This window comes from Microbacterium sp. bgisy203, from assembly GCF_057706945.1.
The window spans coordinates 292,976-313,504 of record NZ_JBYIPF010000001.1 but is presented as its reverse complement, the minus strand read 5'-3'; the positions used below and the strand labels follow the sequence as shown (position 1 = coordinate 313,504).

The window sequence follows — 20,529 nt, the reverse complement described above, 5'->3', positions numbered from 1 at the left end:
ATGGAGAAGTTCACGACGCACACCGGTATTGCCGCCCCGCTGACCCGTTCGGCGGTCGACACCGACCAGATCATCCCCGCCGTCTACCTCAAGCGCGTGACGAAGACGGGCTTCGAGGACGCCCTGTTCGCCAACTGGCGACAGGACCCGGAGTTCGTCCTCAACCAGCCGGCGTACTCCTCGGCATCCATCCTCGTCGCCGGCCCCGACTTCGGCACCGGCTCGAGTCGCGAGCACGCCGTCTGGGCGCTTCGCGACTACGGTTTCCGGGTGGTGCTCAGCCCCAAGTTCGCCGACATCTTCCGCGGCAACGCCGGCAAGCAGGGGCTCGTCACGGGTGTCGTCTCCGAGAGCGACGTCGAGGCGCTGTGGGCGGCGATCGCGGCCGACCCGGGCGTGGAGATGACGGTCGACCTCGTCGAGCGCACCGCCGCGCTGGGTGACCTCCGCGTCCCGTTCGACATCGACGATTACACTAGATGGCGGCTCCTCGAAGGGCTCGATGACATCGGGCTCACGCTGCGCAGCGAAGACAAGATCGCGCAGTTCGAGGCGCGCCGAGAGGCGTGGCGGCCGCGAACGCTCCCCGTTCGCTAGCCCGAGCCCGGCAGCCCCGCACCCGGGGAAGAGCAGGCCCGCCCTCGATACACAATGTGAGGTCCCATCGAATGAACACCCTCCTCAGCGCTTCGGCAGCGTCTCAGCCCGGCGATAAGGACGACGCGGGACAGCTGCTCGTGATCCGTGGGGGGCGGCCGCTCGTCGGGCGTGTGGAGGTGAAGGGGGCGAAGAACCTCGCCACCAAGGCGATGGTCGCGTCTCTTCTCGGTGAGACCGAGAGTGTGTTGCGCGACGTGCCCGACATCAGCGATGTGAAGGTCGTGCGTTCGCTGCTGGAAGTCCACGGCGTCGCGATCCAGGACGACGGCGACGGCGTGCTGCGGCTCGACCCGCGCGGCGCCGTCTCGGCGCACATGGAGGAGATCGACGCCCACGCGGGCGCCTCGCGCATCCCGATCCTCTTCTGCGGGCCGTTGCTGCACCTGCTGGGGCAGGCGTTCATCCCGGACCTCGGCGGATGCCGGATCGGCGACCGACCCATCGACTTCCACCTCGACGCGCTGCGCGCCTTCGGCGCGACCGTCGACAAGCTGCCGAGCGGCATCCGGCTGTCGGCGCCGCCCGAGGGCCTGCACGGAGCGGACATCAGCCTTCCCTACCCGAGCGTCGGGGCGACCGAGCAGGTGCTGCTCACGGCCGTGCGCGCGAAGGGAACGACGGAGCTGCGCGGAGCGGCGATCGAGCCCGAGATCATGGACCTCATCGCGGTGCTCCAGAAAATGGGCGCGATCATCTCGTACGAGCCCAACCGCGTCATCTTCATCGAGGGCGTCGACTCCCTCCGCGGGTACGACCACCGCAGCATCTTCGACCGCAACGAGGCCGCGTCATGGGCGTGCGCCGCGCTCGCGACCGACGGCGACATCTTCGTCGGCGGCGCGAAGCAGCAGGAGATGCTCACCTTCCTCAACGTCTTCCGGAAGGTCGGGGGAGACTTCGACATCGAAGAGGACGGTATCCGCTTCCGCCGGGGCGGCGAGCTGAAGCCCGTCGTCGTCGAGACGGACGTCCACCCCGGATTCATGACCGACTGGCAGCAGCCGCTGATCGTCGCGCTGACGCAGGCGCATGGCACGTCCACCGTCCATGAGACGGTGTACGAGAACCGTCTCGGCTTCACACAGGCGCTTAACAAGATGGGCGCCGACATCGTCGTGCACCCCGAGGGCATCGCGAGCCCCGAGCGTCGCGTCGCCCGCCGCGCGCTCGAGCAGGCCGCCGTCATCAACGGCCCCACGCCGCTGCACGGCGCCGATGTCGTGGTGCCCGACCTCCGCGGCGGGTACAGCTACGTCATCGCCGCCCTCACCGCCGAGGGGGAGTCGACCGTTCGCAACGTCGAGATCATCCGCCGCGGCTACGAGAAGTTCCTGGACAAACTCACCGCCCTCGGCGCCGACTTCGATGTCGTCGGCTGACCCGGTGGACGAGAGCACCACGGTGGCGCCGCGTCCGCGCCGTCGCGCGTCGGCGGAGAAGCGCCGCCCCAGCGTCTTCTGGCCCCTCGCGGCCATCGTCGTCCCGCTGGCGGGATTCATCACGAAGATCGAGATCGAGGGCGCAGAGAACCTCCCGATCGAAGGCCCCTACGTCCTCGCCCCGAACCACTACAGCGAGTTCGACCCGATCATCGTCGCCGTCGCGACGTGGCGGATGGGGCGCGCGCCGCGGTTCATGGCGAAGGAGAGCCTGTTCCGCGTGCCGGTGCTGGGCGCCGCGTTGCGCGCGACCGGGATGGTGCCGGTGGCGCGCTCCGCGTCGGCCTCCTCCGCCAAGCAGACCATCACCCAGTCGGCCGACCTCGTCGCACACGGCCGCGGCGTCATCGTCTACCCCGAGGGCACGCTCACGCGCGACCCCGACCTCTGGCCCATGTGCGGCAAGACCGGGGCCGTCCGCCTGGCGCTGGCCGGCGGCATCCCGGTGATCCCCATGGCGACGTGGGGGGTGCAGCAGATCCTGCCGCGCTACGGCAAGCTGAGCCTCTGGCCGCCGCGCAAGCGCGTGCGGGTGAAGGTCGGGCCCGCAGTCGATCTCGACGCCTACCGCGCCCTACCTCACGGGAACGCCAACCTCACCGCCTCCACCGACATCGTGATGGCGGCGATCTCGGGGCTTCTCGGCGACCTGCGCCAGGAGCAGCCGCCCGCCGAGCGCTGGGACCCGGCCGTCCACGGCCAGAGCGAGACGGGGCGCCTTGAGTCGTAAGCACGAACCCGGGATGCCTCGCGTCGCCGTGATCGGCTCGGGAAGCTGGGGGACCACCTTCGGCAAGGTCCTCGCCGACGGCGGCGCGCACGTGGTCATGTGGGCGCGCCGCGCCGAGCTCGCGCAGGAGATCCAGGAGGGGCACCGCAACAGCGAGTACCTCCCGGGCGTGAACCTGCCCCGCAACATGTCGGCGACCAGTCACCTCGCCGAAGCGCTCGACGGCGCCTCGCAGGTCTACTTCGCGATCTCCAGTCAGGCGCTGCGACAGAACCTCAAAGCCGTCCGCCCGCTCATCTCGGCCACCGATGCCCCCATCGTCTCGCTGATGAAGGGCGTCGAGAAGCGTACGGGACTGCGCATGAGTCAGGTGCTCGAACAGGAGCTGCACTGCGACCCGGCCCGTATCGCCGTGGCATCCGGCCCCAACCTCGCCCTCGAGATCGCGCGCGAGCAGCCCACCGCCGCCGTCATCTCGTCGACGAGCCGCGAGACCGCCGAGGCCGTCGCGCGGCGCGCACGGAACGCCTACTTCCGCACGTTCGTGAACACCGACGTCATCGGCACCGAGTTCGGCGGCGTCCTGAAGAACCTCATCGCCGTCGCGATCGGGATCGTCGACGGCGTCGGCTACGGCGAGAACACCAAAGCGTCGATCATCACCCGCGGCCTCGTCGAGATGACCGACTTCGCCGTCGCCTACGGTGCCCAGTCCGAGACGCTCCAGGGGCTCGCCGGCCTCGGCGACCTCATCGCCACCTGCCAGTCGCCCCTCAGCCGCAACAACACCGCGGGGCGCCTCCTCGGGCAGGGCTACAGCTTCCAAGACGTCGTCAAGCAGATGAACCAGACCGCCGAGGGTCTCGCCTCCGTCGCGCCGGTTCTGAACCTCGCCCACGCCGCGGGGGTCAAGATGCCGATCGTCGAGCAGGTGAAGATGGTTCTCGACGGCACGATGAACCCGCGCGAGATCGCGCCGCACCTGACGACCGACGACGACAAGCCCACCGGTGAGAGGACCCAGGATGGACAGAACGGTGGTGGCGGTGCTCTTCGGCGGTCGCTCCAGCGAGCACTCGATAAGCTCCGCCACGGCGGGAGGCGTCCTGCGGGCGATTGACCGCGAGCGCTTCGACGTCATCCCGGTCGGGATCACCCGCGACGGTGCGTTCATCCTCGAGGAAGACGACCCCGACAAGTTCGCCCTCGACCCCGCGCGCCTGCCCGAAGTCGTCGACAACGGCACGCGCATCATCTGGCCCGATTCGGTCCTCACCCGAGAACTGAAGGTCGCGGATGCCGACGGCATCCGCTCGCTCGGCGACGTCGACGTCGTCTTCCCCATCCTGCACGGCCGGTTCGGCGAGGACGGGACGATCCAGGGATTCCTCGAGCTCCTCGACCTGCCGTACGTCGGCGCCGGTCTGCTCATGTCTGCGATCGGCATGGACAAGCACACCACCAAGAGCATCCTCACCTCGGCGGGCGTTCCGGTCGTGCCGTGGGTAACCCTCACGCGGCGGGCGCTCGAGCACGACCGTGCCCTGTGGGAGCGCCGCGTCCGCTCGCTCGGACTGCCTGTGTTCGTCAAGCCCGCACGCGCGGGGTCGAGCGTCGGCGTCTCGAAGGTGTCGGAGTGGAGCGAGCTCGACGGTGCCCTCGATGTCGCTTTCGCGGAGGATGAGACCGTGCTCGTCGAGCAGGCCGTCGTCGGCCGCGAAGTCGAGTGCGGTGTCCTGCAGGGCCGCGACGGCGCGCCGCCGCGGGTGAGTGTGGCCGGTGAGATCGTCGTCTCCGGCCGCGATTTCTACGACTTCGAGGCGAAGTACCTCGGCGCCGCCGGGGTGGAGCTGGTGTGCCCGGCGGAGCTCCGCGAGGGAGAACTCGCCGAGATGCAGCGCATCGCGGCGCGCGCCTTCGACGCGGTCGGCGGCGAGGGGCTCTCCCGCGTCGACTTCTTCTTCACCGGCACCGACTTCTTCGTCAACGAGGTCAACACGATGCCCGGCTTCACGCCGATCTCGATGTTCCCGTCGTGCTGGATCGCGTCGGGCCTGTCGTACCCGGACCTCATCAGCGAACTCATCGACCTCGCGATCGAACGCCGAGGCTGACGCGTCGTCAGGATCCGGGTCGCCGTCAGGACGCGGACCGCTCCGTGCAGACCGCGCCGGTCGGCGGCAGCTGCTGCACCGCAGAACCCAGCGCGTCGAGGGCGGCGCGTCCGCTCACGACGTCGGAGTCGAGGTAGACCTCGACGGCCGGCTCGCGACCGAAGGTCGTGAAGCGGTAGTTCGGCGCCTCGCTGTCGTCGATCAGCCAGTCGACGCCGCCGGCCGTCTGGCAGGGGAGCGTCGACGGCCCCGGGACCTCGACGCCGCAGCTCATGACGACCGTCACGCGGCCCGCGTCGTCGACCCACGCGGCCGTCGCCTGCGCGTCGGTCCAGCGGCGCTCGTTGCCGTCGATCGAACCGGGAAAGCCTGCGGCGGTCATGACCTCGGCGCACGCCGGATCGTTGGCGTCCTTCGCCGGCGTGAGGGACACCGTGCTGCTGCAGGATGTGAGAGACAGGGCGGCTGCGCCGAGGACGAGGAGAGCGGCGAGACGCGGGCGGATCACCTCTCCAGGCTACCGTGGAGGGATGGATGCCGAACGCGCGACGACCGTGGGAGACCTCGGGGAGAGAGCTCTTCTCGCGAGGATCTTCACCGCCCTCGAGGGAAGCTCGCGCGCCGACGTCGGTCCGGGCGACGATGCCGCGGTGCTCGCCGTACCGGGCGGTCGCGTGGTCGTCTCGACCGACACCCTCGTGCACGGGCCGGACTTCCGCCTCGCCTGGTCCCGAGGCTACGACCTCGGCTGGAAGGCCGCGGCCGTCAACCTCGCCGACATCGCCGCGATGGGAGCGGCGCCGACGGCGCTGTTCGTCGCGCTCGCCCTGCCCGACGACACCCGCGCCGACGTCGTCGACGACCTCGCCCGCGGGCTCCGCGACGCGTGCGACGCGCTGGCTCCCGGGTGCGCCGTCGAGGGCGGCGACCTCACGGCATCCGACACCCTCACGATCGCCGTGACTGCGCTCGGTGTCCTCGGAGACGATCCGCCCGTCCTCCGTTCGGGCGCCCGGCCCGGTGACGCTCTGGCGGTCGCAGGGACGCTCGGGGCGGCAGCGCGCGGGCTGCGGATCTTGTTCGACCGCTTCCGAGACGCATCCGGAACCCCCGTCGCGGTCGACGACGCGGTTCTGGGTGCCGCTGAGCGCGCGGACCTGGCGGCGCAGCTGCGCCCGTCGCCGCCCATCGACCTCGGCGTCATGGCCGCGCGCGCGGGCGCGACGGCGATGATGGACGTCTCCGACGGTCTGCTCCTCGACGCGACGCGGCTCGCCGACGCCTCCGGCGTCACCCTCGACCTGGACCCCGGCCTCGACGACGACGCGTTGCGCGGGGGAGAGGACCACGCGCTCCTCGCGGCGTTCCCGGCGGGCACGGAGCTACCGCCGGGCTTCCGCGCGATCGGGCTCACTCGCGCTCGCGGGGAGGCGCCCGTCACGATCGCGGGGGCACCGGTCACCGGCCATCTCGGGTGGGACCCGCACCGCGACTGGGATGCGGGGCGCGGCTGAGTCCGCCCGCGCTCACTCCTCGGACGGGGCGATCCACCAGAGCGTCGTGTCGCCGTACCGCTTGTCGCGCACCGGCTCGAGCCCGGGCGGCAGCGTCGGCGGCCCTGAGCGGGTGGCGCGCTCGACGATCACGAGCGCGTCGGGGCGCAGGCGCGCAGCGAGCAGCTCGAGCGCCGTGCCGAGGGCGGCATCGTCGAGGTCGTACGGCGGGTCGACGAACACGAGGTCGTAGGTCGCGCTGGCGGTGCGCAGGTAGGCATCCACCGCCGCACGGTGCACGCGGATCACCGCGCTCGGGACGGCGCGCGCGACGGCCCGTGCGTTCCGTTCGACGACGGATGCCGCGCGCGGGGACTTCTCGACGAGATCGGCCGACGCGGCGCCGCGGCTCGCGGCCTCGAGCCCGAGCGCCCCCGAGCCGGCGTAGAGGTCGAGAACCGCCGCGGCGCGCAGGCGATCGGCGGAGTCGAGGGCTCCGAACAGCGACTCGCGGACGCGGTCGCTCGTCGGGCGGGTGCCGGCATCCGGCACGGTCAGGGTCAACGAGCCCGCGGCCCCGGCGATGATGCGCGTCACACGGTCACCCTACCGATTCGTTTGCCCGGCGATTCGTTGGCGCGGCGATTCGTGCGGCCGGCGATCAGGCGCCCTCAGACGGTCGCGTCGCTCTCGTTCGCCAGGCGCGGCTCGGTGCGCCGCTCGGGGCGCAGCCCCGCCTTGTCGGCGTAGAACGCGCGGATGCGGTCCATGTCGGCCGAGACGTCGCCGGTGAGCTCGATCGTCGGGCCGAGGCCGGTCGTCATCGTCGTGCGGTCGACGTAGCCGAGGGTGACGGGCATGCCCGTCTCGCGGGCGATGCGGTAGAAGCCGCTCTTCCAGTGCGTGTTCCCGCCGCGCGTGCCGTCGGGGGTCACGACGAGGCCGAACACCTCGCCGGAGTGGACGCGCGCCACGACCTCGTCGACGACGCGGCTGGCATCATCGCGCTGCACCGGGATGCCGCCGAGCGCCCGCATGATCGGGCCGCGCCATCCGGAGAACAGGCTCGCCTTGCCGAGCCACCGCACGGGGATGCCGAGACGCCACGCGATCCCGAGCATGAGGACGAAGTCCCAGTTGGACGTGTGCGGGGCGCCGATGAGCACGGTGGGGCGCGTCGGTGCGGGTTCCGTGCGCAGCTCCCACCGGCTGAAGAACCAGAAGATGCGGGCGACGAGGCGGCGGATCACGCTGACAATGTATCCGGGCGCATATGCCGCGCCGGGCGTATGCCGGGCGTATGCACGCGCGCACCGGCACCGCTGTCCGAGGCGGTGCCTAGACTCGTCGCATGCCCTCGCTCACGCTCGACACGTCGCTCGACGACGCGCTCGGCACGAAGACGGCCGGCGTCTTCCACCGGGCGTTCGGCATGGAGAGCGTGAACGATCTCCTCACCCACTATCCGCGCCGCTACGCGCGTCGCGGCGAGCTGACGCCGATCGCGTCGCTCCCGCTGGGCGAGCAGGTGACGATCGTCGCCGAGGTGCGCTCGGTCGCCGAGCGTCCCATGCGTCAACGCAAGGGTTCGATCGTCGAGGTCGTGATCAGCGACGGCGTCGGGGCGTTGACGCTCACCTTCTTCAACCAGAAGTGGCGGGCGACCCAGCTGACCGTGGGCCGGCAGGGGATCTTCTCCGGCAAGGTCGGGCAGTTCAAGGGGGTGCAGCAGCTCGCGCACCCCGATTACGAGCTCTTCGACGATGAGGATGCCGCACGCCTGAACGCCTCCGAGCGCCAGCACACGCCCATCCCGATCTACCCCGCCACCAGCACCGTCGCGAGCTGGCAGGTGCAGAAGGCCGTGGGCGATGTGCTCGCTCGCCTCGCGCCGGTCGCCGATCCGCTCCCGGAGGGCTTCCGCCGTGAGCACGCGCTGCTCGATGCGAATGCGGCCCTCCGCCTCGTGCATGCGCCGCACGACTTCGGCGACGTGGAGCCGGCGCGCGACACCCTCCGCGCGCAGGAGGCGTTCGTCCTCCAGACCGCGCTGCTGCAGCAACGGCAGTTCGTGCGTGCGATGTCGGCGACCTCCCGCCCGGCGGGCGACCTCCTGGCGCGCTTCGACGCGCGGCTCCCGTTCACCCGCACCGACGACCAGGTCGCCGTCGGCGATGTCATCTCCCGCGATCTCGAGGGCGCGTGGCCGATGAATCGGCTGGTCCAGGGCGAGGTCGGGTCGGGGAAGACCCTGGTGGCCCTCCGCGCCATGCTGCAGGTCGCGCAGTCGGGCGGACAGTCCGCTCTCATCGCGCCGACCGAGGTGCTCGCCGCTCAGCACGTGCGTTCGATCGCGCGGATGCTCGGCCCCGAGCTCGCGCCCGAACTCATGCCGACGCTCCTCACCGGTCAGCTCCCCGCCGCCGAACGGCGGAAGGCCGCGCTCCGTGCCGCGTCGGGGCAGGCGCGCATCGTCGTCGGTACGCACGCGCTCCTCAGCGCAACGACCACGTTCGCCGATCTGGGCCTCGTCGTCGTCGACGAGCAACATCGTTTCGGGGTCGAGCAGCGCGAGACCCTCCGCGCGAAGGGCACCTCGCCCCACGTGCTCGTCCTCACTGCGACCCCGATCCCGCGCACGGTCGCGATGACCGTGTTCGGCGACCTCGACGTGTCCACCATCCGGACACTCCCGGCGGGGCGCGCGGGCATCACGACGTTCGTCGCTCCACTGGCCGAGAAGCCCGGATGGTTCGGTCGGGTCTGGGAACGCGTCGCCGAAGAGGTCGCGCAGAGCCATCAGGTCTTCGTCGTGTGCGCCGCCATCGACGCCGAGGCGACGAAGAAGGACGTCGACGCCCCCGACGACGCGCCCGTGCTCGAGGGCGAACAGCCGCGCACACGGTGGGGCGTCGTCCAGGTGCGCGAGCTTCTGGCATCCCACCCCGCCTTCGCCGACATCCGGGTCGAGATCCTCCACGGCAAGATGCCGGGCGAGCAGAAGGATGCCGTCATGCAGGCGTTCGCGCGGGGCGAGGTCGACGTCCTGGTGGCCACCACCGTGGTCGAGGTCGGCGTCGACGTGCCCAACGCCTCGGCGATGGTGATCCTCGAGGCCGATCGGTTCGGCGTCTCGCAGCTGCACCAGCTGCGCGGACGCGTCGGTCGCGGCGCGGTGCCGGGCCTGTGTCTGCTGGTGACGGAGGCGCCTGCTGGCACGCCCGCGCGCTCGCGCGTGGAGGCGGTCGCGTCCACCACCGACGGCTTCGCCCTCGCCGAGGTCGACGTCGAGCTGCGCGGCGAGGGAGATGTGCTCGGCGACGCCCAATCGGGCGCCCGCTCATCGCTCCGCCTCCTGCGGGTCGTCGCCGACGCCGACCTCATCCAGACGGCCCGCGAAGGCGCCGAACGGCTCCTCGCCGACGACCCCGCCCTCTCGCGGCATCCGGGTCTGTCCGACGCTCTGCGACGACGCCTCGGCCAGCAGGAGCGGGCCGCGCTCGCGAAGAACTGACCCGGAACCGACCGATAGGCTGGATGCCATGAACAACCGCATCGCGGTCGTCCCGGGTTCGTTCGACCCGCCGACGCTGGGTCACATCGACGTCATCCGCCGGGCGGCGGCGCTCTACGACGAGCTCCACGTCCTGGTCGTCCACAACCCCGGCAAAGAGGCCATGCTGCCGATCGCGCAGCGTCTGACGCTGCTCGAGCAGTCCATCGCCGAAGAGGGCGTCGTGGGGAACGTGATCGTGGCGTCGTGGAGCGTCGGTCTCCTCGTCGACTACGCGCAGGACGTGAACGCCGGCGTGCTCGTCAAGGGCATCCGCTCGCAGGTCGACGTCGCCTACGAGACGCCGATGGCGATCGTCAACCGCCACCTCGCCGAGATCGAGACCGTGTTCCTCCTGCCCGACCCCGCCCACGCCCTCGTGTCGAGCTCGCTCGTGCGTCAGGTCGCCGCGCTCGGTGGCGACGTCTCGCCGTTCGTCCCGGGTCCCGTCGCACGCTTCCTCGACACCGGCGCGGGAAGCGCACCGCGCGGCTGACGTCCGCGCGGGTGTGCCCGTGTCACCGCGCGCGCCGATGCCGCTCAGTCCGCCGGTACCATGGAAACGTGGTCAGAAAGCATGTGAGCGGTCCGTTCGCTTTCCCTGTGCGCGACATCGCGCACCGCGCGGGCGAGATGCGCGAGTTCGAAGTCGTCGCGCCGGCGCCGGAGAAGTGGGGCGAGGGTCTCGTCGCGGTCGCGGAGGGCGAACCCGTCGATCTGGACGTGCGCCTCGAGGCGGTGCATGAAGGCATCCTCGTCACGGCGGACGTCCGCTCCCGCTACACCGGCGTCTGCGGACGGTGCCTCACCGACATCGCCCAGAGCGTCGAAGTCGAGTTTCAGGAGCTCTTCGGGTATTCTGAGGGGGAAGCGATCGACTTCGAGGTTCAAGACGACCACGTGGATCTTGAAAATCTGGTCAGGGATTCGATCGTCCTGTCGCTTCCCTTCCAGCCGGTGTGCCAGCCGGATTGCCCCGGCCTCGATCCGGTGACGGGCGAGAAGCTGGCAGCAGGAACCGTGCGGGAAACCCCGATCGACGAGCGATGGAGTGCGCTGGCCGCACTGAACACCATCACCCCACCAGACCACGACGACGAGGGCGCGCGCCCCGACGTCTCCCACACAGAGAAGAGCTGATCATGGCAGGTAACCCCCCGAAGCGGAAGGTCTCCCGCTCCAACACGCGTTCGCGTCGCGCCCAGTGGAAGGCGGAGGCTCCCGCTCTCGTCAAGACCGTCGAGAACGGTAAGGTCGTCTACAGCCGCCCGCACCAGGCGAAGGTCGTCACCGACTCGCAGGGCACCGAGCTTTTCCTCGAGTACAAGGGCCGCAAGGTCGCCGACATCTGATCGACGCGGCCTCTTCGTGACGGACGCACAGATCGAGAGCGAGACGCCGATGGCGTCTCGCTCTGTCGTCGGCAAGCCCAGCCTCACCGGCAAGCCCAGCCTCACCGAGAAGCTCGGGGTCCATATCGACCCCGAGCTTCTGTCGCTGGCGCTGACCCACCGCTCGTTCGCCTACGAGGACGGCGGATCGCCGCACAACGAGCGCCTCGAGTTCCTCGGCGACTCGATCCTCGGCCAGGCCGTGACGGTCCACCTGTTCACGACGCACCCCGAGCTCGAAGAGGGTGCGCTCGCGAAGCGCCGCGCCAGCGTCGTCTCGACGGTCGCACTCGCCGAGGTGGCCCGCGGCATCGGTCTCGGCGAGCACATCCGGCTCGGTCGCGGTGAAGACCAGACCGGCGGCCGCGACAAGGACTCGATCCTCGCCGACACGATGGAGGCGGTCATCGGCGCGGCCTTCCTGTCGGCGGGACCCGAGGCATCCACCGCGCTCGTCCTGCGCCTGGTCGCGCCGCTCATGGCCGACCCCGAGCGGTACGGCGCAGCGATGGACCCGAAGACGAGCCTGCAGGAGCTCGCGGCGCGCCTCTCGCTCGCGCCGCCGACGTACACGGTCTCGTCCGAAGGCCCGGACCACCACCGCGTGTTCACGGCATCGGTGACCGTCGGCGACGTGTCGCGCACCGGCACCGGCTCGAGTAAGAAGCAGGCCGAGATGGCCGGCGCCCTCGCCGTGTGGAACGCGCTCTCCGAGCGCGGCTGAGCGCGCATGCCGGAGCTTCCCGAGGTCGAGGTCGTCCGCGCGGGCCTCGAGCCCGCCGTCGTCGGCGCTCGCATCGCGGCCGTCACGGTCGTGGACGACCGTGCCCTCACCCGGCATCCGGGCGACGCGGCATCCTTCGAAACAGCCCTGACGGGACGGACGATCGCGGCCGCGGCGCGCCGCGGGAAATTTCTGTGGCTGCCGCTCCGCCCGCGCCCCCAGGCGGATGCCGTGGCGGCGGGCGGAGATGCCGTCGTCGGGCACCTCGGCATGAGCGGGCAACTGCTGCTTCGGCCCTCCGGTGCGCCGCCCGAGCGCCACGAACGCATCCGGCTCGACATCGCCCACCCCGATCACGGCGATATCGCCGTCGTCTTCGCCGACCAGCGGACCTTCGGCTCCCTCGCCCTCGACCACCTCGTGCCGACGCCCGACGGTGCAGCCGCCGGATGGGGAGCGGATGCCGCGGAAGTGCCTTCCCAGGTCGCCCACATCGCCCGCGATCCGCTCGACCCCGCCTTCTCCGACCGCCGGTTCTCGGCTATCGTCCGTGCGAAGCGCTCCGCGATCAAACGCATCCTCCTCGACCAGACCGTGATCAGTGGAGTCGGCAACATCTACGCCGACGAGTCGCTGTGGGCGGCGCGGATCCATCCCGAGACCGCGGGGGAGGCGCTGTCTTCCCGCGCCGTGACGCGGCTGCTCGCGGAGATCCGCGCCGTGCTCGAGAAGGCCCTCGCCGAGGGCGGCACGAGCTTCGACGCGCAGTACGTCAACGTCAACGGGCAGGCGGGCTACTTTTCCCACTCCCTCAACGCCTACGGACGTGACGGGCAGCCCTGCCCTCGCTGCGGGCGGCCCCTCGTCCGCGCGTCGTTCATGAATCGCTCGAGCCACTACTGCCCGCACTGTCAGCGGCTGCGGCCGGGTTCGGCGATGGGCGACGTGCGGGTCGCACGCCGCCGATGACGTCGGCATCCTCCCCTCCATGGAAGGATGAAGCCGATGAGTTCGATCAAAGTCGTCCTGCGTGAACTGCGGCAAGCCACCCTCGACGGTATGGCCCACTCCAAGGAGAAGCTCCACCAGGTCGCCGACAACCTCGCAGATCACCTCGAAGACCTCATCCGGCGGGTCAGAGCGCAAGACGTCTTCCACGGCCACGGCGTGCCGGGGCCGGGGTCATCGTCTCGGCCGTACGTGCCGAATGCGACGCGCAAGCCGCCGGGGATGGACGACCAGGAGTACGTCGACATCCTCCAGGCGAGCGTGCACAACCCGGACGGCCTCGAGGCGATCCTGGGCAAATTCCGGGTTCCCGGAACCGCCAGCTACATCGACGTGGCTGAGGGCAAGGTGCCGCCGGCCACGTACTTCAGCCTCGGTGACGACTGGGAAACGATCGCCGACGCGCACCAGCTGACGGACCGCGACATGTTCGACTCCTTCAACGTGCCGTTCCTCGAGCGGGTCATCGCCGAAGGCAAGCCGATCACCTTCTCTCACAATCCACTGGACTACCCGGGAAGCGCGCTGGCGGATGAGCTCGACTTCCTGGAGAGCCACGGATACCGATTCGACGCCACGAAGATGCAGGCGATTCTGCGATCGCGCTAAGGAGCGAGAATGCCACACGATGATCTGACAGCGGATGACGTCCTCGACCTCATCGACGCTCACCTGCCCGCCGCGACGCAGGCGCGCAAGCGCTCGGATGTCGAGCTGGGTTTCGTGCTGTACGACGCGTTCGCCGTCCAGGGCGCGTTCGACGACTACGGGCGCGGCAGCTGGGGTTTCAGCATCGCTTTGGGAGGGGACGTGTCCGTGTCCCGGGTGCTCGGCAGGAAGCTGACGCTCTGCGGGACACGGGAGGAAGTGACGGCAGCCCTCGCGACGATCGACGACTACGTGCGGCTACGCCTCGGGTCCGACTACCTCGCTGCCTACGCGCGTGCTTACGAACTCTGAGCCGTCTGACGCGACCCTCTTCTGCCACATCCCCGAGTACTGCAGGGGTGCGAACCCCATCTCCTCGTTGATATCGAGCATGGGGCGGTTCTCCTCCGCGTTGTAGGTCTCGATGCGCGTGACAGCGGGGAAGAGATCGTGCAGGCGCAGGAGCGTCTCGCACTTCACGAGCATGCCGAGGCGGTGCCCGCGGTGCTCGCGGAGGACGAGCGTGTCATTCTGATGCGCCGTCGTCTCCTCGCCCCGCACCGACAGTTCGTTGAACGCGACCAGCCGGCCCGACGCGACATGGCGCGCAGCGCCGATGATCTTGCGATAACCGCTCGTCCGCGACATCTCCTCCCATCGCGCGACACGTGCGGCATCCCAGTCGGACGCGTCCTCCTCGACGCCGGCCGACGGGGCATCCGTCGACATGCGTGCGTGCAGCTCGGCGATGTCGTCCGCATTCTCGGGCGGGGTCGGGGTCTCCCACCATTCGTAGACGTACGCGTCACCTGCCGCCGCGCGCGCCGGCCCCGCGAGGCGTTCGACCTCGGCAAGGCTCTGCGCGTCGATCGTGAATCGGCTCTTGCGGTAGACCTGTTCGAGCGCGTAGCCCTGATCGCGCGCGAACATCGTGGTCGCGTCGCGGGGGACCGAACCCCACCCGCTGATCGCCGGCTCGCGGGCGAGGTCGGCGGGCGGATGCTCCGTCCAGCACTGCAGGACGGAGCGGCCCTCGTCCGCGGCGATCTGCTCGGCGGCCGCGAGCAGCAACCCGCCGATGCCGCGGCGACGCGCGTCCGCGCGCACACGGACGTTGAGCGAGACCGACGCGGCGCCGGCGTCGAGCGGGACGACGACGGCCGCGAAACCGAGCACGCGGCCGCCGTCCTCCGCGATGACGCCGCGCTGGCGCGCGTCCTCATCGTCGGTCCAGGCGATACGGATCTCCTCCGCCGACGAGTCGTAGTCGTGCGAACCGTGGACGACGCGCATGTCGGCGTTCCGGAGTTCGCGCACCGCATCGAGGTCGGAGGGACCGTCCGGTCCGTCCGCCCGGCGCAGCGGCCGAAGGGTGAGCGTCTCGCTCACGAAAGCACCTTCTTCCACGCGCCTTCGTATCCGACCGGGAAGAACCCGATGCGCTCGTTGATGTCGAGCATGGGGCGATTCTCCTCGGCGTTGTAGGTGATGACCTTCGGCGAGAGGGGAGCGATCTCCTCGTGCCAGCGCTTCAGGCCCGCGCACTTGACGAGCTGGCCGAGCCGGTGGCCGCGGTGCTCCTTCAGCACGAGCGTGTCCTCCTGGTGGCTCGGCTCCGCGGGGTCGGCGCCGCCGTGGTCGTCGATCGTCAATTCGTTGAAGGCGACGAGCCGTCCGGACGCTCTTTCGCGGGCGGCGGTCACGAGAGCGGTCGTCCCTCCGTCGACGTAGCGCTGATCGTGACGGGCGATGCGGTCGGCATCCCACACCTCCTCGTCGAAGACGAGGGCTGCGGCGGGAACATCGGTCGACATGCGCGACTTCACCCAGGCGTAGTCGTCGGCGAGCTCGGGCGGAGTCGGCAGCAACCACTGCACGACCTCGTAGCCCGCCGACGCGTCCTCAGCCTCGGCGAGCAGTTCACGGACGTGCTCGGCGGATGCCGCGAGGTCGAGGTTGCTCTGCCGCTCCACCTGCTCGAGGGTGTAGCCGTGCCGCAGGAAGAAGCGCGCGGCGCGGTCGAGCGGGATCGTGCCGAAGCCCGTCGGCGGGTCGAGCCGCTCGCCCGGTTCTTCGGGTTCGACGTGCTGCGCCCACGACTGCAGGACGGTCCGGCCGTGCTCCCGGGCCGTCTTCTCGACGAGCGGATAGGCGGCCGAGCCGATGCCGAGCCCGTGGTGGGCGCCGAGCAGTTCGACGAGCCAGAAGGCGTTCAGCGAGCCGTCCTCCTGCGGAAGATCGACGCCGACGCGTCCGATGATCTCCCCGTCCTTGACGATCACCCAGGCGTACCTGATCTCGTCGGGGTCGTCGTGGTAATGGGGGAGAAGTGCCTCGGGCGTCATCGCGTCGTCGTCGTTGCCGGTGATCTCGCGGTAAATCGCGTTGCGTACGCGGGTGAACTCGCGGAACTCGTCCGCGTCAGCGGCATCCATGGATGCGGGGATGGTGAGAGGCCGGAACTCAACCTCGGTGAGAGTGTTCGACATGGAGGTGTCCTTTCGGGAGAAGCGGCCGGCCGCCGTGTTGTTCCGGGGCCGGGCCGCTCCGCCGCGCGTCAGTGGTGAGTCCGCGACGCGGACTCGGGTTCAGAAAAGGGGCAGGATCATCCGGCGGAGCTGCCAGTCCTGTTCGCGTGCGTCGCGTTCGCGCTGGGAGAGGCGGATGCGGCGGCGATCGGGATCGGGAGCATGCGGATGGCGGGTGGCGAAGTAGCCGGACATGGTGTTGTCTTTCGAGTGCCAGGGGACACGATGGTCCCCGAAACGGAGGTGGCCGGGCTGCGGCGTGGCCGAGTGCGCAGAGAGCGCGAGCGGCGGGAGGCGGAAGAGACACTCAGGCCCAGGAACTCAGAGCCCAGGGACTCAGAACCCAGGGACTCAGAGCCCAGGGACTCAGAGCCCAGGGACTCAGAGCCCAGGGACTCAGAGCCCAGGGACTCAGAGCCCAGGGACGGGCGGAGTTCTCCTGTGTGCGGCTCAGCGGGCTGCCGGGAACGCGCCGACGCGGACGATCCCCGCGCGTGCGCGCACCGGAGCCTGAGTGTTCGCTCCGACGGTGTTCAGCTGCATCATCATTTCGGGGACCTCCTTTCGTACTTCTGACGCGATGAGTGACACTAGCGCCGTCCGACCTCGCGCGTCAAGCGGGTTCTCGATGCGCATTCCGCTAGCGTGGACGGGACACCCTGCCCGCGAAGGACGATGCATGCACCTGAAGAGCCTGACGCTGAAGGGCTTCAAGTCGTTCGCGCAGCCCACGACCTTCGCTCTCGAGCCGGGCGTCACGTGCATCGTCGGGCCGAACGGATCGGGCAAGTCGAACGTCGTCGACGCCCTCGCGTGGGTCATGGGGGAGCAGGGCGCCAAGACCCTCCGCGGCGGCAAGATGGAGGATGTCATCTTCGCCGGCACCTCGACGCGGGGGCCGCTCGGCCGGGCCGAGGTGCAGCTCACGATCGACAACTCCGACGGGGCGCTGCCCATCGAGTACAGCGAGGTGACGATCAGTCGCACGCTCTTCCGCAACGGGACGAGCGAGTACGCGATCAACGGGGAGAGCTGCCGTCTGCTCGACGTGCAGGAGCTGCTGAGCGACTCCGGACTCGGCCGCGAGATGCACGTGATCGTCGGCCAGGGGCGGCTGGACAGTGTCCTGCAGGCCTCGCCGGAGGACCGCCGCGGCTTCATCGAAGAGGCCGCCGGCATCCTCAAGCACCGGCGCCGCAAGGAGAAGACGCTTCGCAAGCTCGAGGCGATGGAGGCGAACCTCACGCGCCTGAGCGACCTGGCGGGCGAACTCCGACGGCAGTTGAAGCCGCTCGGCAAGCAAGCCGAGATCGCGCGCGAGGCGGCAACGATCGCCGCCGTCGTCCGCGATGCGAAGGCGCGCCTCTACGCCGACGAGCTCGTGACGCTGCGCACGCAGCTCGCCGACCACGCACGTGGCGAGCAGGAGCGCCATGCCGAAAGGGTCGTCCTGCAGGATCAGGCCGAGCAGGTGAAGCTCCGGATCGACGCGCTCGAGGCCGAGCAGCGATCGGAGGCCGTCGACGGCGCACGCGCCGTGGCGTTCGCGCTCGAACGGGTGCAGGAGCGTCTGCGGAGCCTCGCCTCCCTCGCCGGGCAGCGCCTCGCGCTCCTCGACGACGACGGGACGCTCGCGATCGAGGTCGCCACGGTGAGCCAGGCGGCGATCGACGAGGCGCGCGCCGAGATCGACGAGATCGCGGCAGGGCTCGGTGATGCGCAGGATGCCGCCGCGAACGCCGGTCGAGAAGTCATCCGTGCCCGGGCGGAGCTCGACGCTCTCGATGTCGACATCGCCGAGCAGAGCGCGCTCGTCTCCCAGCACGACATGCGGCTGACGAAGCTCCGCGGCACTGCGGAGGCCGCCGCGTCGCGCCTCGACGCCGTGCGCGCCGGCGTCGAACGCCAGCAGCGCGCGCTCGACGCCGCCCTGCAGCGCCGGGCCGAGGCGGAAGAGCAGCTGGCGGGCATCGACACGGAGCTCGCCCCCGAGGCGTCGTCGGCGGAGCATGCGGCCGCGTACGAGCGCGCCCAGCGGGACGCGACGGCGGCCGAGGGCGAGGTCTCCGGCATCCGCGAGCGTCTGCACGCCACGGAACGGGAGATCGAATCGCTCACCGCACAGGTGGCCGCCCTCAGTCGTGCCCTCGACGTGCGGAACGCCGCCGCCGCGCTCATCGAACGGGGCGGGCACGGCATCCGCGGTCTGGTCGGCGACGCGGTGAAGGTGACCCCCGGCTACGAGGCCGCCATCGCCGCGGCGCTCGGTGCCCTCGCGGAGGGCGTGCTCGTCGACGACGTCGACGCCGCGCTCGCACTCGCGCGCACGGCGGCCGAGGCCGACCTCGGGCGCGTGGACATCGCGATCGCCGGCGCGCCGACGATGACCCCGACGCTCGCCGGCATTCCGGGAGTGGTCCCGGCCGTAGAGGTCGCGTCGGCGCCGTCCGGCATCCAGGGCGTCCTCGCCTACACCGCGATCGTCGACGATCTCGCGGCCGCCCACGCCGCCGGGCGCGCGCTTGCGGAGCGGGAGGTCGGAGGCCCCGTCACGATCGTGACGCGAGCGGGCGAAGTGGTCACCGAGCACACCGTCCGCGCGGGGTCGGGAGGCGGCCGCTCGCGGCTGGAGCTCTCCGCCGAGCGCGACGGCGCGGCCGATCGCTTGGCCGAGATCACCGTCGTGGCGGACTCGCTGCGTGACGGCCTCGCGGATGCGCAACGCGCGTGGGATGCGGCGCGGGCGCACACCCGCGACACCCTGCAGCGCCTGCGCGAGCACGACGCCGCCCTCGCCGCGCACACCGAGCAGGTGAACCGGGCGACCGTCCGTCATGAGGCGGCGGTGGCGGAATGCGAGCGGCTCGAGGCCGCGCTCGCGCCGGCGCAGGGCGCGGTCGCCGAAGCGGAGAAGGCGGCGCGCGCCGCGGAAGAAGCGCTGACGGCGGCGCAGGAGGCGCCGCGTCCGATCCTCGACGCGTCGGCGCGCGACGGACTCCTCGCCGCTCTCGAGGAGACGCGAGACGCCGAGATGCGCGCCCGACTCGACGTCGAGACGCTCAAGGAGCGCGTACGGGCCGGTGAAGCGCGGGTCGACCAGCTGGTTCGCCAGCGCGAGCGCGAGAAGGCCGCCGCGGCCGAAGCCGCCCGCCGCGCCGTCATCCGCCGCGCCCAGCGAGAGCTGGCCGCGGAGGTCGCCGACACTTTGCCCCCGGTGCTCGAGTCGGTCGACCGCTCGGTCACCCAGGCACGTGTCGAGCTCCACCTCGCCGAGCAGGCGCGGACGGCGCTGAGCGCGGAGCTCGCCGAGCTCCGGACGCAGGATGCCGCCGTTCGCGAGCGTCTTGCGGCGCTCACCGAATCCGTGCACGGCATCGAGCTGCAGATGCACGAGAAGCGCCTGCACGTGACGAGTCTGCTCGAACGCGTCTCCTCGGAGCTCAGCATCGACGAGAATATTCTCGTAGCGGAATATGGTCCCGATCAGCCGGTGCCCGGGGAGTCCGACGACGCGGAGCCGCGCACCTTCGATCGGACCGTCGAGCGCCGCAGGCTGCAGGACGCCGAGCGCAAGCTCGCGCAGCTCGGACGCGTCAACCCGCTCGCCCTCGAGGAGTACTCCGCGCTCGAGCAGCGGCACGCGTTCCTCACCGAGCAGCTCGCCGACCTCGTGCAGACCCGCAAGGACCTCGAGACGATCATCGCCGAACTCGACGAGCGCATGCAGACGATCTTCCTCGCGGCCTTCGACGACACCAAGACCGCCTTCGGCGAGGTCTTCCCGATCCTGTTCCCGGGTGGCTCCGGGAGCATCTCGCTCACCGACCCCGACAACCCGCTCACGACCGGTATCGAGGTCGCCGTACGTCCGGTCGGCAAGAAGATCGAGCGGCTGTCGCTCCTGTCCGGCGGAGAGCGCTCGCTCGCGGCCGTCGCACTCCTCACCGCCATCTTCAAGGCGCGCCCGAGCCCCTTCTACATCCTCGACGAGGTCGAGGCCGCGCTTGACGATGCGAACCTCGGGCGCCTGCTCGGCGTGTTCGAGCAGCTGCGGCAGTCCAGTCAGCTCATCGTCATCACCCACCAGAAGCGCACGATGGAGATCGCCGACGCCCTCTACGGCGTCTCGATGCGACAGGACGGCGTCTCCGCCGTCGTCGGACAGCGGGTCCGCGAGCGCGAGAGCGCGTGAGGCCTCTCGGCGCTCGCGCGCCGGTCGGGCCGCGTCGCGCTGACTAGGC

Annotated in this window: 21 protein-coding genes; 15 read left to right on the top strand and 6 right to left on the bottom strand. The window is 70.6% G+C overall.

Translation table 11 applies throughout. The annotated features are described in order from the left end of the window. The 5 genes from leuD to AC3ENQ_RS01495 all read left to right on the top strand — a co-directional run bounded on the left by leuD (nucleotide 1) and on the right by AC3ENQ_RS01495 (nucleotide 4,943). A complete protein-coding gene (gene leuD / locus AC3ENQ_RS01515; protein WP_431801013.1) occupies nucleotides 1-597 on the top strand; it encodes a 3-isopropylmalate dehydratase small subunit in 597 nt (198 codons plus the stop codon). Between the two features lie 71 nt (nucleotides 598-668). Then, entirely contained in the window at nucleotides 669-2,039 is a 1,371-nt protein-coding gene (murA, locus tag AC3ENQ_RS01510; RefSeq protein WP_431801011.1) for a UDP-N-acetylglucosamine 1-carboxyvinyltransferase, read from the top strand. Then, a complete protein-coding gene (locus tag AC3ENQ_RS01505) occupies nucleotides 2,026-2,829 on the top strand; it encodes a lysophospholipid acyltransferase family protein (protein ID WP_431801009.1) in 804 nt (267 codons plus the stop codon). The genes murA and AC3ENQ_RS01505 overlap by 14 nt, the downstream gene beginning before the upstream one ends. A gap of 13 nt (nucleotides 2,830-2,842) precedes the next feature. Beyond that, nucleotides 2,843-3,949 carry an NAD(P)H-dependent glycerol-3-phosphate dehydrogenase gene (locus AC3ENQ_RS01500; protein WP_431801007.1) on the top strand — a complete coding sequence of 369 codons (1,107 nt, stop codon included), beginning with the start codon at nucleotides 2,843-2,845 and terminating at the stop codon, nucleotides 3,947-3,949. Beyond that, nucleotides 3,855-4,943, top strand: a complete 1,089-nt coding sequence (locus AC3ENQ_RS01495) for a D-alanine--D-alanine ligase family protein (RefSeq protein ID WP_431801005.1) — start codon at nucleotides 3,855-3,857, stop codon at nucleotides 4,941-4,943. Before AC3ENQ_RS01500 ends, AC3ENQ_RS01495 begins: the two co-directional genes overlap by 95 nt. Before the next feature lie 25 nt (nucleotides 4,944-4,968). On the opposite strand, the gene AC3ENQ_RS01490 is transcribed toward AC3ENQ_RS01495, so the two are convergent. Continuing rightward, a complete protein-coding gene (locus AC3ENQ_RS01490) occupies nucleotides 4,969-5,451 on the bottom strand; it encodes a DUF3515 family protein (RefSeq protein ID WP_431801003.1) in 483 nt (160 codons plus the stop codon). 22 nt (nucleotides 5,452-5,473) lie between these two features. Here AC3ENQ_RS01490 and thiL point away from each other — a divergent pair, with 22 nt between their 5' ends. Beyond that, on the top strand, nucleotides 5,474-6,457 hold the full coding sequence (gene thiL, locus AC3ENQ_RS01485) for a thiamine-phosphate kinase (protein ID WP_431801001.1): 984 nt from the start codon (nucleotides 5,474-5,476) through the stop codon (nucleotides 6,455-6,457). Nucleotides 6,458-6,469: 12 nt separating this feature from the next. Here thiL and rsmD read toward each other — a convergent pair whose 3' ends face one another. Both rsmD and AC3ENQ_RS01475 read right to left on the bottom strand, forming a co-directional pair. Further along, nucleotides 6,470-7,033 carry a 16S rRNA (guanine(966)-N(2))-methyltransferase RsmD gene (gene rsmD / locus AC3ENQ_RS01480; RefSeq protein ID WP_431800999.1) on the bottom strand — a complete coding sequence of 188 codons (564 nt, stop codon included), beginning with the start codon at nucleotides 7,031-7,033 and terminating at the stop codon, nucleotides 6,470-6,472. Nucleotides 7,034-7,107: 74 nt separating this feature from the next. After that, nucleotides 7,108-7,686, bottom strand: coding sequence for a 1-acyl-sn-glycerol-3-phosphate acyltransferase (locus AC3ENQ_RS01475; RefSeq protein ID WP_431800997.1), 579 nt, complete (start codon nucleotides 7,684-7,686; stop codon nucleotides 7,108-7,110). A gap of 101 nt (nucleotides 7,687-7,787) precedes the next feature. Between AC3ENQ_RS01475 and AC3ENQ_RS01470 the strand changes: the two genes are divergently transcribed. From AC3ENQ_RS01470 to AC3ENQ_RS01435, 8 genes are all read left to right on the top strand, one after another. Beyond that, the gene (locus AC3ENQ_RS01470) at nucleotides 7,788-9,950 is read left to right on the top strand and encodes an ATP-dependent DNA helicase RecG (protein WP_431800995.1); all 2,163 of its coding nucleotides are present in this window, start codon (nucleotides 7,788-7,790) and stop codon (nucleotides 9,948-9,950) included. A 28-nt stretch (nucleotides 9,951-9,978) separates the two neighbouring features. Continuing rightward, complete coding sequence (gene coaD, locus AC3ENQ_RS01465; protein ID WP_431800993.1) at nucleotides 9,979-10,485, top strand: pantetheine-phosphate adenylyltransferase; 507 nt, start codon at nucleotides 9,979-9,981, stop codon at nucleotides 10,483-10,485. Between the two features lie 83 nt (nucleotides 10,486-10,568). After that, nucleotides 10,569-11,129, top strand: coding sequence for a YceD family protein (locus AC3ENQ_RS01460; RefSeq protein WP_431801723.1), 561 nt, complete (start codon nucleotides 10,569-10,571; stop codon nucleotides 11,127-11,129). 2 nt (nucleotides 11,130-11,131) lie between these two features. Continuing rightward, nucleotides 11,132-11,341 (top strand): 50S ribosomal protein L32, encoded by a 210-nt coding sequence (rpmF, locus tag AC3ENQ_RS01455; RefSeq protein ID WP_040165203.1) that lies wholly within the window; start codon nucleotides 11,132-11,134, stop codon nucleotides 11,339-11,341. A gap of 49 nt (nucleotides 11,342-11,390) precedes the next feature. Continuing rightward, nucleotides 11,391-12,104, top strand: coding sequence for a ribonuclease III (rnc, locus tag AC3ENQ_RS01450; RefSeq protein ID WP_431801721.1), 714 nt, complete (start codon nucleotides 11,391-11,393; stop codon nucleotides 12,102-12,104). Between the two features lie 6 nt (nucleotides 12,105-12,110). Further along, on the top strand, nucleotides 12,111-13,073 hold the full coding sequence (gene mutM / locus AC3ENQ_RS01445; protein ID WP_431800990.1) for a bifunctional DNA-formamidopyrimidine glycosylase/DNA-(apurinic or apyrimidinic site) lyase: 963 nt from the start codon (nucleotides 12,111-12,113) through the stop codon (nucleotides 13,071-13,073). 36 nt (nucleotides 13,074-13,109) lie between these two features. After that, complete coding sequence (locus AC3ENQ_RS01440; protein WP_431800988.1) at nucleotides 13,110-13,721, top strand: hypothetical protein; 612 nt, start codon at nucleotides 13,110-13,112, stop codon at nucleotides 13,719-13,721. Nucleotides 13,722-13,730: 9 nt separating this feature from the next. Continuing rightward, nucleotides 13,731-14,072 carry a hypothetical protein gene (locus AC3ENQ_RS01435; RefSeq protein ID WP_431800986.1) on the top strand — a complete coding sequence of 114 codons (342 nt, stop codon included), beginning with the start codon at nucleotides 13,731-13,733 and terminating at the stop codon, nucleotides 14,070-14,072. Here the strand turns inward: AC3ENQ_RS01435 and AC3ENQ_RS01430 are convergent. The 3 genes from AC3ENQ_RS01430 to AC3ENQ_RS01420 all read right to left on the bottom strand — a co-directional run bounded on the left by AC3ENQ_RS01430 (nucleotide 14,019) and on the right by AC3ENQ_RS01420 (nucleotide 16,483). Then, nucleotides 14,019-15,149, bottom strand: coding sequence for a GNAT family N-acetyltransferase (locus AC3ENQ_RS01430; protein ID WP_431800984.1), 1,131 nt, complete (start codon nucleotides 15,147-15,149; stop codon nucleotides 14,019-14,021). The two genes, AC3ENQ_RS01435 and AC3ENQ_RS01430, sit on opposite strands and share 54 nt — an antisense overlap. Next, the gene (locus AC3ENQ_RS01425; RefSeq protein WP_431800982.1) at nucleotides 15,146-16,249 is read right to left on the bottom strand and encodes a GNAT family N-acetyltransferase; all 1,104 of its coding nucleotides are present in this window, start codon (nucleotides 16,247-16,249) and stop codon (nucleotides 15,146-15,148) included. The genes AC3ENQ_RS01430 and AC3ENQ_RS01425 overlap by 4 nt, the downstream gene beginning before the upstream one ends. Before the next feature lie 99 nt (nucleotides 16,250-16,348). Beyond that, the gene (locus AC3ENQ_RS01420) at nucleotides 16,349-16,483 is read right to left on the bottom strand and encodes a hypothetical protein (RefSeq protein WP_431800980.1); all 135 of its coding nucleotides are present in this window, start codon (nucleotides 16,481-16,483) and stop codon (nucleotides 16,349-16,351) included. Between the two features lie 484 nt (nucleotides 16,484-16,967). Between AC3ENQ_RS01420 and smc the strand changes: the two genes are divergently transcribed. Next, nucleotides 16,968-20,480 (top strand): chromosome segregation protein SMC, encoded by a 3,513-nt coding sequence (gene smc / locus AC3ENQ_RS01415; RefSeq protein WP_431800978.1) that lies wholly within the window; start codon nucleotides 16,968-16,970, stop codon nucleotides 20,478-20,480. Nucleotides 20,481-20,529 lie beyond the last annotated feature (49 nt).

What these genes read in the sequence shown, in the direction of transcription:
- leuD (WP_431801013.1), top strand. Translation starts at nt 1, where the DNA reads ATGGAGAAGTTCACGACGCACACCGGTATTGCCGCCCCGCTGACCCGT.
- murA (WP_431801011.1), top strand. Translation starts at nt 669, where the DNA reads ATGAACACCCTCCTCAGCGCTTCGGCAGCGTCTCAGCCCGGCGATAAG.
- AC3ENQ_RS01505 (WP_431801009.1), top strand. Translation starts at nt 2,026, where the DNA reads ATGTCGTCGGCTGACCCGGTGGACGAGAGCACCACGGTGGCGCCGCGT.
- AC3ENQ_RS01500 (WP_431801007.1), top strand. Translation starts at nt 2,843, where the DNA reads ATGCCTCGCGTCGCCGTGATCGGCTCGGGAAGCTGGGGGACCACCTTC.
- AC3ENQ_RS01495 (WP_431801005.1), top strand. Translation starts at nt 3,855, where the DNA reads ATGGACAGAACGGTGGTGGCGGTGCTCTTCGGCGGTCGCTCCAGCGAG.
- thiL (WP_431801001.1), top strand. Translation starts at nt 5,474, where the DNA reads ATGGATGCCGAACGCGCGACGACCGTGGGAGACCTCGGGGAGAGAGCT.
- AC3ENQ_RS01470 (WP_431800995.1), top strand. Translation starts at nt 7,788, where the DNA reads ATGCCCTCGCTCACGCTCGACACGTCGCTCGACGACGCGCTCGGCACG.
- coaD (WP_431800993.1), top strand. Translation starts at nt 9,979, where the DNA reads ATGAACAACCGCATCGCGGTCGTCCCGGGTTCGTTCGACCCGCCGACG.
- rpmF (WP_040165203.1), top strand. Translation starts at nt 11,132, where the DNA reads ATGGCAGGTAACCCCCCGAAGCGGAAGGTCTCCCGCTCCAACACGCGT.
- rnc (WP_431801721.1), top strand. Translation starts at nt 11,391, where the DNA reads ATGGCGTCTCGCTCTGTCGTCGGCAAGCCCAGCCTCACCGGCAAGCCC.
- mutM (WP_431800990.1), top strand. Translation starts at nt 12,111, where the DNA reads ATGCCGGAGCTTCCCGAGGTCGAGGTCGTCCGCGCGGGCCTCGAGCCC.
- AC3ENQ_RS01440 (WP_431800988.1), top strand. Translation starts at nt 13,110, where the DNA reads ATGAGTTCGATCAAAGTCGTCCTGCGTGAACTGCGGCAAGCCACCCTC.
- AC3ENQ_RS01435 (WP_431800986.1), top strand. Translation starts at nt 13,731, where the DNA reads ATGCCACACGATGATCTGACAGCGGATGACGTCCTCGACCTCATCGAC.
- AC3ENQ_RS01425 (WP_431800982.1), bottom strand. Translation starts at nt 16,249, where the DNA reads ATGTCGAACACTCTCACCGAGGTTGAGTTCCGGCCTCTCACCATCCCC.
- AC3ENQ_RS01420 (WP_431800980.1), bottom strand. Translation starts at nt 16,483, where the DNA reads ATGTCCGGCTACTTCGCCACCCGCCATCCGCATGCTCCCGATCCCGAT.
- smc (WP_431800978.1), top strand. Translation starts at nt 16,968, where the DNA reads ATGCACCTGAAGAGCCTGACGCTGAAGGGCTTCAAGTCGTTCGCGCAG.